Origin of the sequence: Shewanella indica, assembly GCF_002836975.1 — a bacterium.
Lineage (GTDB): Bacteria > Pseudomonadota > Gammaproteobacteria > Enterobacterales > Shewanellaceae > Shewanella > Shewanella indica.
In genome coordinates, this window is record NZ_NIJK01000034.1 from 63,927 (window position 1) to 75,574 (window position 11,648).

Genomic DNA, 11,648 nt, shown 5'->3' on the forward strand with positions numbered 1-11,648 from the left:
GAGGGGTAGCTTCTATTTGGTCTGCTTGGCTGTCAGCGCGGCCTTGACCTGTTCCACCGCGGTACCACCGAGAATATTGCGTTTCGCCAGGCAGGAATCGATACTCAGATGCGGATAAACATCCTCCGCTATGATGTCGGCATAGCCTTGCAAGACTTCAAGTGGCAAGGCTTCCAGTGGCTTACCCTCGGCGATAGCATGCAACACCACTTCACCCACAACGTGATGCGCCTGTCTAAAGGGCATACCTTTGCCCACCAGATAGTCCGCCAGCTCAGTGGCATTGGCGTATCCCTGTTGAGCTGCGGCCAACGCATTGTCACGGTTAACCTTGACACCTTCGAGCACCAGAGCCGCCATTTTCAAACACAGGCTCCAGCTGTCCATCACATCGAACAAGCCTTCCTTGTCTTCCTGCATATCCTTGTTGTAGGCGAGTGGCAGCGCCTTCATGGTGGTGAGGATCCCCATCAAGCTGCCGTATACCCTGCCCGCTTTACCGCGGATAAGCTCAAGCGCATCGGGGTTCTTCTTCTGCGGCATCAAGGAAGAACCTGAGGTGACATTGTCGGCCAGTTCGATGAAGTTGGCTTCGCCGGAATTGAAGAAGATCATATCTTCGGCCATACGACTTAAGTGCATCATGCTGATAGAGGCATCGCTGCAGAGTTCGATCACATGGTCACGATCAGACACGCTGTCCAGGCTGTTGAGGGTAGCAGAGGCAAAGCCCAGGCTGGCCGCCAGCGCCTGACGGTCGATGGCATAAGCTGTACCCGCCAAGGCTCCACAACCCAGAGGGCAGGTGTTGAGGCGATTCAATGCATCCTGCAAGCGGCTGATATCCCGCTCAAACATTTCCACATAAGCCAAAGCCCAATGTCCAAAGGTCACGGGTTGTGCCCGCTGCAGATGGGTATATCCCGGCATTACTGCATCCAACTCGCGTTCGGCCAATGCCAGCAGCCCCTGTTTGACTTCGAGCAACAGACTCAGCAGGTGTGCGCCTTCCTGTTTGCACCACAGCTTGAGATCGGTCGCCACCTGATCATTGCGCGAACGGCCGGTGTGCAGCTTCTTACCCAAGTCACCCACCTTGGCGATCAGCTGTGATTCCACAAAACTGTGAATATCTTCGGCGCCGGAAGCGATGATCTGCTCCGGCGTATCTTTAACTTCTGCAAGCAACTCAGCCAGCGCCTGAGTCAGGGCCTGACATTCTTCCTGGGTTAACACGCCGGCCTGGGTTATCGCCTCGGCCCAGGCGACTGAGCCCTGGATATCCTGCTCCAGTAAACGGAAATCCACCGGCAGGGAATCGTTGAAGAGTTTGAAAAGTTCGCTGCTTTGGCCGCTGAATCTGCCACCCCATAAAGCCATGATAAGGTCCTCTTTCTCGGGCATAAAAACTAAGGGGCGCCAATGCGCCCCTGATATACTGACGCTTACTTGCTGTTGAGCGCGCGAATACGGCTCGCCAATGAGTAGAGGCGGATAAAGCCTTCGGCGTGTTTCTGATCGTAAACCGTGTCTTCACCGAAGGTGGCAAACGCCTCGGAATACAGGCTGTTGGGAGAACGTTTCTTCACGGCTACCGCCTGGCCCTTGAAGAGCTTGATCACCACTTCACCGTTGATGTCCTGGGCCAGAGCCTCGGATGCCGCTAACAGCGAGTTGCACAGAGGCGTAAACCAACGGCCATCATAGACCAGATGTGCCATCTGAGCGGCGACCTGTTCCCGCCAGTTACGGCTGGTCTTGTCGAGCACCAACTCCTCTATCGCTCTCAGAGCAGCAAACATGACAGTGCCGCCCGGTGTCTCATAACAGCCACGGGACTTCATCCCCACCAGCCGGTTTTCAGTAATATCGATACGGCCAACACCGTGGGCGGCAGCAATCTGGTTCAGCTTCATCAGCGCCGCATAGGGGCTCAGGGCCTCACCGTTGACTTCAGTCACCCGGCAGTTTTCCACTTTCAGGCTGACATATTCAGGCTCATCTGGCGCATCCAGCGGATCGACTGTCATGGTCCACACCTCTTTGCTGGGCTCATTCCAGGGATCTTCCAGCTCCCCACCTTCGTGGGAGATATGCCAGGCGTTGGCATCGCGGCTATAGATCTTGGTGGCCGAAGCCGAGGTCTTGATGTTGCGCTCGGCCAGGTAAGCCAGCAGATCTTCACGGCTCTCCATGGTCCACTCACGCCAAGGAGCAATCACTTTCAGATCCGGCGCCAATGCGGCAAAGCAGCCTTCGAAACGCACCTGATCGTTACCCTTGCCGGTACAACCGTGACACAGGGCATCGGCGCCGACCTTGCGGGCCACTTCCACCTGAGCCTTGGCGATAATGGGTCTGGCCATAGAGGTACCCAGCAGATAGGTTCCCTCATAAATGGCACCGGTCGCTATGGTGGGATAGATGTAGTCTTTAACAAACTCTTCTTTCAAATCAACAATATGACACTCACTGGCGCCGGAGGCCAACGCCTTTTCTGTCAAACCTTCAAGTTCGGCTTCCCCTTGTCCAACATCGGCACAAAAGGCGACGATCTCACAGTTGTTATAGTTCTCTTTCAGCCAGGGAATAATGGCCGAGGTATCCAGGCCGCCGGAGTAGGCCAGAACAACTTTTTTTACATCTGTGTTTTTCTGTGCAATAGACATCTTAATTTTCCTAGATTCAACTGGCCCTTGGCCATCAGCTCAAAAGTGTTACCAGAACGGCATTCTGCGCGTGCATGCGGTTTTCTGCCTGTTGCAGGATCAGAGAACCTTTACCATCCATCACCTCATCTGTCACTTCTACCCCTCTGTGAGCGGGTAAACAATGCATAAAATACTTCACCTTATACTGATCCATCAGCGGCTGATTGATCTGATAAGGATTAAATTTCGCTTCAATATCAGAAAGTTCTGTTTGGTCGCCCATGGAAATCCAAGTATCAGTGTAGACGGCATCCTGACCTTCCAGGGCGGCGATGTCCGAAGTCAGTACCAGGCTGCCACCATTCTCGGCCGCCAGTTGCTGTACTTCATTGACAATCAGACCATCGGGGAAATGCCCTTCGGGGCAGATAACCGTCATGCTGGCACCCAAAATGGCAGCGCCTATCATCAGCGAGTGGGTCACGTTGTTGCCATCGCCCACATAGGCCAATTTCACCTTGCTCAAGTCACCGAGCTGCTCTGACAGGGTCAGAAAATCCGCCAGTGCCTGACAAGGGTGGTACAAGTCCGACAGCGCATTGATCACAGGCACAGTGCCAAATTCCGCCAGGCCTTCTATGGTCTTGTGGCTGAAAGTCCGTGCCACTATGGCGTCGGCCCAGCAGGAAAGGTTACCGGCGAAATCGGCAACAGATTCGCGCTTGCCCAAAGCACCATTTTGTTGATCCAGATAAAGACAGTGGCCACCCAGCTTGTGGATACCGATATCGAAACTGACCCTGGTACGCAGGGAAGGTTTTTCAAACAGCATCACTACGCTCTTGCCCGCAAGCGCGTGTCGGTAGTCTGCCGGATTGGCCTTGATCTTCTTGGCCAGGTCCAACAACGCCAGCAACTGGGATTGGGTAAGTTCTTTAATGGTCAACAGGTGCTTCATACTGCCTTCTCCTATGGTTTTATTTGCGTACCCACGGCTTCGCCCTGAGCCAATGCAGCCAGTTGCGCCGCATCTCTCCAGGAAGCAACCTGTACCGGCTGCCCCATGAGTTCTGCGACTTCCAACGCCGCCTCTACTTTGACTTTCATGCCTTTCTCTATCACGCCCAGTTTCACCAGGTCGTCGATTTCGCTGCGATTAAGACTGGCGATCAACTGCCCCTTACCGTCCAATACTCCAGAAACATCGGAGAGCAGTACCAGCTTGCCCTGCACCAACTTGGCCAGCACTGTGGCGGCCTGATCGGCATTGACGTTAAGCAGTTGCCCTTCGCTGGAGACTGCAATGGAGCTGACGATGGGCATCCACCCCTGAGACAGGACGAAATTGATATAGCTGCCGTCTTTGGGGGAAACTTCACCCACCAGCCCCAAGCGTTCATCTTTAATTACCGCATCGACCAAGTTGGCATCCGCCAGACTCATGCCAACGCTGGCGACACCGGCCTTGATGGCCGCCGCCTGCAGTATCTTGTTGGACATACCGGCCAGAGCGCCGGCGATGATCGGCATCTGCTCCGGTGGGGTGACCCGCAAGCCGTCGAGCTTCACCGTATCCATGCCATTGGCCTTGAGCTGTTCATCCACCAGATAACCGCCACCATGAACCAGAACCACCTTCTGTCCCTGGGCCAGCATTTTCGCCGCCGTATCCATCAGCCTGGCCATTCCCATCTCACACTGCATCAGTGCGCCGCCAACTTTCAGAACCAACACCTTGTCTTTCGTGCTCATAGTGACAACTCTCTCTAACCGTTCCGGGAATAATTAGTATTTAAAGTGAATCTTTATGCATTGAAGCGCCTGACTGGCAGCGCCTTTCATCAGGTTGTCTATGGCACTGGCCACCACCAGATAATGGTTCTGTTCATCAAACTTCCATCCCAGATGACAATTGCCCGTATATACCACGTCATCCACCTTGGGGAATTGGTTCTGCTTTACGCTGACTATGCTCGAGCCATGGTAGATGCTGTAAGCCTCGGCAACGTCCTCTGCCTTGGTACCCGGCTTGAGTTGCAGCGTAATGGTGGCGAGAATGCCGCGTTTGAAGTTGCCAAGGTGCGGAGTAAAAATCACTTCCTGCCCCAGTTGGCTGGCGATTTCGGGCTGATGCCTGTGACCAAGCACACCGTAGGGCGTTAAACTCACTTCACAGAAACTGGTGTGCAGCTGCGCCTTGCGTCCGGCTCCGGTCACACCGCTAACGGCATTGATAACGGGGAAGGCATCTGTCATCAGTGACTTGAGCGGCTTAAGCGCCAACAGGGATGCCGTGGGATAACAACCGGGAACCGCAATCATCTTGCTGTTGGCAATCGCCTCGGCATTCCACTCGGCCAGGCCATAAACCGCCTGTGCCAATACTTCGGCTTGGTTATGCTCAAAGCCATACCACTTGGGGTAGTTTGCAGCATCGCTGAAACGATAGGCACCGCTCAAATCAAATACCGCCAGCCCCTGGGCATAAAACCAAGCCGCCAATTCCAGGCTTACCGAATGTTCGGTCGCCAGCGCCACGGCGTCGGCCTGCGCCACTATCTGCTGTTTGGCCTCTGGCGTTAACGGCTGCAACTCTGCAGAGATATGTTGATAAATAGGATAAAGCTCGGCCAGGCTTTTGCCTTTATCCAGACTATTTTCAGAGACATACAACCCTTGAATGCTTAACTCTGGCTCGGCTTGGATCAGGGCGGTTAACTGGGCACCTGTATATCCACTGGCCCCTATGATGGCGATATTTTTCATGGTTTCTAATTCTTCAAGCTAATCAAAAAAGGAAGGGCACAACGAAAGCCCGTGGCTCAACGCCTAATGACAAGTTTATCGTCGCAGGGAGTTATTGCAGTTTTGGGTCTGAATCAAGCTCAAGGTCGAACTCAACATACTTAGTCTCACTGAATTTAGTCACCATGAAAGATGACACTGGCTTTAGCTGTTTGCTAGACTAACACAGCAATTTATTTATGCAATATATATGAATAGTTATTTTTAATGTTTTGCAGGATAGTCATGAAAAAACTGCCGGAACTCACAGAAAGCTTCAGTGCGCTTATCGCCTCGCCCTCCATCAGTGCCTTGGAGCCCGAGCAAGATCAATCCAATGCTGCCGTTATCGACTTGCTGGCCAACTGGTTTGGCGATTTGGGGTTGGAGTGCCGCCGCCAGCCGGTGCCCGGCAGTCGCAACAAACATAACCTGCTGGCCAGCCTGGGGACTGGCCAAGGGGGTCTGCTGCTGGCCGGGCACACAGACACAGTGCCGTTCGATGAAGGCCATTGGCAGCATGATCCCTTTCGGCTAACCGAAAAAGATAATCTTTGGTATGGCTTGGGAACTTGTGACATGAAAGGTTTCTTTGCCTTGATATTGGAGGCCTTGAAACAACTGCCGCTGACACAAATGAAGCGGCCTCTTTATATTCTCGCCAGTGCCGATGAAGAAACCACAATGAATGGGGCCAAGGCCTTTGCCGCCAACGCTGCAATCAAGCCTGAATTTGCCATCATAGGCGAACCCACTAGCCTGCGGCCGGTTTATATGCATAAGGGGCACATGGCTCAAGGCATTCGGGTAACAGGCCGCAGCGGCCACTCGTCGGATCCGGCCAAGGGACTCAATGCCATAGAAGTGATGCATCTGATCATAGGCCGACTACTTAAACTCAAGCAGCATTTGAGTGAACACTATCGCGAAAACGCCTTCAGTGTGCCTTACCCAACCATGAACTTTGGCCATGTCCACGGCGGCGATGCCGCCAACCGTATCTGTGGCTGCTGTGATCTGCATCTGGATATCCGCCCGCTTCCCGGGTTGGCTTTGACCGATCTGCAACTCATGCTGCAGCAGTATTTACAGCCGGTCTGCGAGCAATTCCCGGGGGCGGTTTCCATCAGCGAACTCTATCCCGGCTCAGAGCCCTTTGCCGATGATAGAGACTCTCCCTGGAGCCAACTGGTCGCCAGCCTGGCGGGGCAGGCACCGCAAGTGGTGAACTATGCCACCGAGGCGCCTTATATTCGGCAACTGGGATGCCACACTCTGGTATTGGGACCCGGCAGCATAGAGCAGGCTCATCAGCCCGATGAATATTTGGATACGGCGCAGATCAAACCCACGATAAATTTGCTGAAACAGCTTATTTATCATGCCTGTATAAAATAATGATCCAGCCCACAGCCGCTGGAAACAACGCGAGGCAAATACCTCAGCGTATTGACCACAGGGCACAGTGCTGGTTATTGTGCTCTACTCAAGTCCGCCCGAAACGACGACTCTTTCTCACTATTCTTTGGAGCAATCAACACGATGGCAGATATGTATGCATCCTTAAGATCCAACGTCAGTATGCTTGGGCAGATCCTCGGCGACACCATGCGATCCGATCTGGGGGAGCCATTTCTCGATAAGGTGGAGCAGATCCGCCAACTGGCCAAGAGTTCCCGTCAGGGTGACGAAAGCGCCCGCCAGCAGATGCTGGAACTGCTGACGGCCTTGCCCGATGACGAACTGGTGCCGGTCACCAAAGCCTTTAACCAATTTCTCAACCTGGCGAATATCGCCGAGCAATTTCATACCATCAGCCGCAACTGTGATGAACTGGTGTGTGTACCGGATCCCGTGGAGCAACTGCTCGGACGCATGCTCAACGGCCCGATAGATCAGAAGCAGATGCTGTCCTGTCTCAGGGAGATGAACATAGATCTGGTACTGACGGCACACCCGACCGAGATATCCCGCCGCACTCTGATCCAGAAGTACTCATCTGTGGTCGATTGCCTGACGGCACTGGAAAACGATCAGCTCAGCGAGCGCGAGTTTAAACAGATCAATCTGCGACTGCGGCAGCTAATTGCCCAGATTTGGCATACCAATGAGATCCGCCGCGAACGCCCAACGCCGGTGGATGAAGCCCGCTGGGGTTTGGCGACTATCGAAACCTCACTGTGGCAGGCGATTCCCGACTTTTTACGCCAGCTCAACGACCAGGTAGAAGAACGCACCGGCAGCCAACTACCGATTGATATCGCTCCGGTGCGATTCTCCAGCTGGATGGGGGGCGACCGTGACGGCAACCCCTTTGTTACCGCCAAGGTCACTCAGGAAGTATTGGATCGTAACCGCCATGCCGCCGCCAGACTCTATCTCAAAGATATCGTCTCTCTGGTTGGCGAATTGTCCATGGAAGAAGCCAACGAGGAGCTGAGCCAGTATACCAACGGCAGCTGCGAACCTTATCGTGACGTGCTCAGAGATCTGCGCCAAAAGCTGCGCAACACCATAGACTATCTCAATGCCCGCCTCGAAGGTCATCAGCCCGAGGTCGACAACCATAGCATCATCTGGCATCAGGACGATCTGAAAAAACCACTGCTGATGCTGTATCAAAGCTTGTGTGATTGCGGCATGAGCCTGATAGCCAACGGCTTGCTGCTGGATATGCTGCGCCGCTTGGCCTGCTTCGGCATTCATATGCTGAGGTTGGATATCCGCCAAGATGCAGAGCGCCACGCCAATGCCATTGCCGAGCTTACCCGCTACCTGGGCATGGGTGACTTCAACCATTGGGATGAGACAGAAAAGCAGGCCTTCCTGCTCAGGGAACTGGCCAATCGTAGACCCTTGATCCCGGTAAACTGGCAGCCATCAGACGAGGTGGCCGAGGTACTGGCAACCTGCCGCTTGATAGCCACTCAGCCTCAACAAGCGCTGGGCTCCTATGTGATATCCATGGCCAGCCAACCATCCGACGTGTTGGCGGTACTCTTGCTGCTCAAGGAAACCGGCTGCCGCTATCCCATGCGGGTAGTGCCGCTGTTTGAGACCCTGGACGACCTCAATAATGCAGCCGATTGCATCTCAGCCCTGCTCGATATCGATTGGTATCTGGGTTACACCAAAGGCATGCAGGAAGTGATGATTGGTTATTCGGATTCGGCCAAGGATGCCGGAGTTATGGCCGCGGCCTGGGCACAATACCGGGCGCAGGAACAACTGGTTGCTGTGTGTAAGAAGGCCGGCGTCAAACTGACTCTGTTCCACGGCCGTGGCGGTACTATCGGTCGTGGCGGCGGCCCTGCTCACCAGGCGATTCTGTCACAGCCTCCGGGCTCAGTTGACGGACGGATCCGGGTGACAGAGCAGGGAGAGATGATCCGCTTCAAATTCGGCCTCCCCAAGTTGGCGGTGCAGTCACTGGCGCTTTACACCTCGGCGGTGATGGAGGCCACTTTGCTTCCGCCTCCCGAGCCCAAACAGGAGTGGCGGCAATGCATGCAGCGACTGGCCGATGAATCTGTACTGGCCTACCGCAGCATAGTCAGGGAAGAAGCTGACTTTGTTGCCTATTTCAGAGCCGCAACGCCTGAAGTAGAGCTGGGTAAACTGCCACTCGGCAGCCGACCGGCCAAACGCCGGGTGGATGGCGGTATCGAAAGCCTGCGCGCCATTCCCTGGATATTCGCCTGGTCACAGAACCGTTTGATGCTGCCGGCCTGGCTCGGTGCCGGTGAGGCTCTTGAAGCCGCGGCCAAGCGAGGAGAACTCTCTTTGCTACAGGAGATGGAACGCCAGTGGCCCTTCTTCAACACCCGTATCTCCATGCTGGAAATGGTGTATGCCAAGGCAGAACCCAACCTCGCCCGCTATTACGACACCTGCCTGGTGCCTAAAGAACTGCGTCACTTGGGTGAGGCCCTCAGGGAGAGACTACAACAGGGGATCCAGGCAGTACTCGAACTGACCCGCTCTGACAGCCTGATGTCGCATACTCCTTGGAACCGGGAGTCGGTGCGGCTTCGCAACCCCTATATCGACCCGCTCAACTTCCTGCAGGCCGAGCTGTTGGCCCGAAGTCGCAAGGAACAGGAAACCTCGGAACAATTGCAACTGGCGCTGATGCTGACCATAGCCGGTGTCGCGGCGGGCATGAGGAATACAGGGTGAGGCTGCACCTAATACTGTCTCTGTGGTTGATGCTGATGTTGGGCGGCTGTGTCAGCCAATACAGCATCAGCGAAGGACAGCTGGAATCCTATCTGAATAAAGAGCTGCAACTGGATATGCAAGACACCCAGGGGCCACTGGCAACAGAGATCCAGTTGAATCGGGTAACTGTCAAATTGGGGCACAAGCCGGATACCATGGCGGTGAAAGCCACCTCTGAGCTGATACTCAGAACGCCGCTGTTTCCCTTGCGTGCCAGCCTGACAACAGAGTTTGAGGCCAAGCCTTGGTATGACAACCAAACCCATGGCGTCTATCTTCGTGGTCTGGAATTGACCTCTGTCGAGTCCAATCCCAAGGATATTCAGCGGGCTTTACAGGGTATTGCCCCGCAGTTGATGGGCTTTATCCGCAACTTCCTCGAAAGTCAGCCGGTTTATGTTCTGGACACCCAGGACAGCAACCAAGCGAGACTGGCCGATATGACCAAGAGCCTTCAGGTTAAACCAGGCAAGCTGGTACTGAAGTTTAAATAATCGATATTCAGCGCACAAAAAATACGCAGCCTTGGCTGCGTATTTTTATTTAACCTATTACTGGTTTAACCTATTGCTGCCTTTGACTATTTGGCAAATCGACCAATAGATGAGTAGTCAACAATAACCGCCTCGCCCAACAACTCGCGGCGCAGCATGTCATAGGCTACTGCGCTGCTGAGACTGCGAACCAGTTCTCGAGAACGTCTTGGCAGCTGAATCATCTGGCTGTAACAACCGCCTTTGGTCGCCAAGGCTATAGCGACAGTACCGACAGGCTTCTCCTCCGTGCCGCCGTCAGGACCGGCAATACCACTGGTGGCCAGAGCATAGTCGCTATCCAGTATCGCCCTGGCCCCCATCGCCATCTCCTCAACGGTGGCAATCGACACAGCGCCATGGTCATCCAGTGTTGAAGGTTGAACCCCAAGAATCCGCACCTTGCTTTCATTGCTGTAGGTCACCAACCCCTGATGCAAATAGGAAGAACTGCCAGGGAAAGCCACCAATTGGCTGGTCAACATACCTCCGGTACAGGACTCGGCCAGACTAAGGCTTAGACCTGAATTCAACAACCTGTGATGGATCTCTTCCGCCAGTGTCGCGCGATTTTCGGCAACAACCGCAGTGCCCAAAACCTGTCGCACATGATTGGTGACTCGGGGCAACAGAGCAATGGCCTTATCACCGCGGGCAAACAACTTGATCTCTATATGTGGCATAGAGGAGCGATAACCTATGGTGATCCCTGCTGGCAACTCCAATGCTTCCAGCTTATCGGCCAGCGTCGATTCGCCATGGCCCAGGGTCAACAGCTTGTTCAATGCGACTTTTGCATCCAGGCCGAACTCCTGTTTGATAAAGGGCAGAAACTGCTCCTCAACCATATGTTTCAGCTCAAATGGCACCCCGGGAGTGAAATAGAGCCAGGCACGATTGAGTTTGACTCTAAAGCCACAGGCCGTGCCAACCGGATTATCCACCATGACGGCAGACTCAGGCAGCAAAGCCTGTTTCAGATTACTCGCCGGCATCTCTCTGTTGTTACGGCTGAACCAGGCCTCCATCTTGGCACGCCATTCGGCGTTCTCAACCAGAGGCTCACCCTTGGCTTTAGCCATGGCTTCAGCCGAGAGATCATCGCTGGTTGGTCCCAAACCACCATTAACCAGAATGATATCGGCATGGAGACTACGCTCCTGAAACACAGCAATCAGATCTTCGAGTCTATCCCCCACTGTGACCCTGCGCTGCACCTCAACCCCATGCTCCATCATCACATTGGCAAACCAGGCGGCATTGGTATCTATTATCTGACCGGACAATACTTCCTCTCCGGTACAAATCATCTCTAACTTCATTCAAAGATCCCTTTGGCAAAAACTGCATATAAGTTAAGTAACAGCAGGATGAATAGCAAGCACAGCTTGATAGATGGCTGTAGCGCGAAGCAGCTTGGCTGCGAGCTGAGGGGCACACACTGCGCCAGCCGCTTTGG

9 protein-coding genes are annotated in these 11,648 nt (G+C 54.1%); 3 read left to right on the forward strand and 6 right to left on the reverse strand.

Annotated features, from left to right (window positions below):
• Positions 1-12: 12 nt before the first annotated feature.
• The 5 genes from argH to argC form a co-directional block, all read right to left on the reverse strand.
• Entirely contained in the window at positions 13-1,380 is a 1,368-nt protein-coding gene (gene argH / locus CX650_RS11510; protein WP_101095891.1) for an argininosuccinate lyase, read from the reverse strand.
• Between the two features lie 65 nt (positions 1,381-1,445).
• On the reverse strand, positions 1,446-2,669 hold the full coding sequence (locus CX650_RS11515; RefSeq protein ID WP_101095892.1) for an argininosuccinate synthase: 1,224 nt from the start codon (positions 2,667-2,669) through the stop codon (positions 1,446-1,448).
• 34 nt (positions 2,670-2,703) lie between these two features.
• Entirely contained in the window at positions 2,704-3,609 is a 906-nt protein-coding gene (locus tag CX650_RS11520; RefSeq protein ID WP_039036118.1) for an ornithine carbamoyltransferase, read from the reverse strand.
• 11 nt (positions 3,610-3,620) lie between these two features.
• A complete protein-coding gene (gene argB / locus CX650_RS11525; RefSeq protein WP_025011587.1) occupies positions 3,621-4,403 on the reverse strand; it encodes an acetylglutamate kinase in 783 nt (260 codons plus the stop codon).
• A gap of 33 nt (positions 4,404-4,436) precedes the next feature.
• Complete coding sequence (gene argC, locus CX650_RS11530) at positions 4,437-5,417, reverse strand: N-acetyl-gamma-glutamyl-phosphate reductase (RefSeq protein WP_101095893.1); 981 nt, start codon at positions 5,415-5,417, stop codon at positions 4,437-4,439.
• 264 nt (positions 5,418-5,681) lie between these two features.
• On the opposite strand from argC, the gene argE reads away from it, so the two are divergent.
• The 3 genes from argE to CX650_RS11545 all read left to right on the forward strand — a co-directional run bounded on the left by argE (position 5,682) and on the right by CX650_RS11545 (position 10,150).
• Positions 5,682-6,833 (forward strand): acetylornithine deacetylase, encoded by a 1,152-nt coding sequence (gene argE / locus CX650_RS11535; protein ID WP_101095894.1) that lies wholly within the window; start codon positions 5,682-5,684, stop codon positions 6,831-6,833.
• A gap of 144 nt (positions 6,834-6,977) precedes the next feature.
• On the forward strand, positions 6,978-9,614 hold the full coding sequence (gene ppc, locus CX650_RS11540) for a phosphoenolpyruvate carboxylase (RefSeq protein WP_071475625.1): 2,637 nt from the start codon (positions 6,978-6,980) through the stop codon (positions 9,612-9,614).
• A 29-nt stretch (positions 9,615-9,643) separates the two neighbouring features.
• Positions 9,644-10,150, forward strand: coding sequence for a YceB family lipoprotein (locus CX650_RS11545; RefSeq protein ID WP_101095897.1), 507 nt, complete (start codon positions 9,644-9,646; stop codon positions 10,148-10,150).
• Between the two features lie 86 nt (positions 10,151-10,236).
• Here the strand turns inward: CX650_RS11545 and CX650_RS11550 are convergent, their stop codons facing one another.
• The gene (locus CX650_RS11550) at positions 10,237-11,511 is read right to left on the reverse strand and encodes a CinA family nicotinamide mononucleotide deamidase-related protein (RefSeq protein ID WP_039036113.1); all 1,275 of its coding nucleotides are present in this window, start codon (positions 11,509-11,511) and stop codon (positions 10,237-10,239) included.
• Positions 11,512-11,648 lie beyond the last annotated feature (137 nt).